General features: G+C 54.2%; 1 rRNA gene. It reads right to left on the reverse strand.

From position 1 onward, the window contains the following. Nucleotides 1–4 precede the first annotated feature (4 nt). A 5S ribosomal RNA gene (rrf, locus tag WA788_RS35880) occupies nucleotides 5–121 on the reverse strand. Nucleotides 122–227 lie beyond the last annotated feature (106 nt).

Below are 227 nucleotides of genomic sequence, written 5' to 3' on the forward strand. Positions count from 1 at the left end.
AATTGTTCGGCGGTGTCCTACTCTCCCACAGGGTCCCCCCTGCAGTACCATCGGCGCTGAAAGGCTTAGCTTCCGGGTTCGGAATGTAACCGGGCGTTTCCCTAACGCTATGACCACCGAAACACTATGAAACTATCCACACCCCACACACCAAACCAACAGACCAATCTCCTGTCGGTGGTGTGTAGATGCTGGTTGTTTCAGAACTACACAGTGGACGCGAGCAC

This window comes from Streptomyces sp. CA2R106, assembly GCF_037034245.1.
Classification (GTDB): Bacteria; Actinomycetota; Actinomycetes; order Streptomycetales; family Streptomycetaceae; genus Actinacidiphila.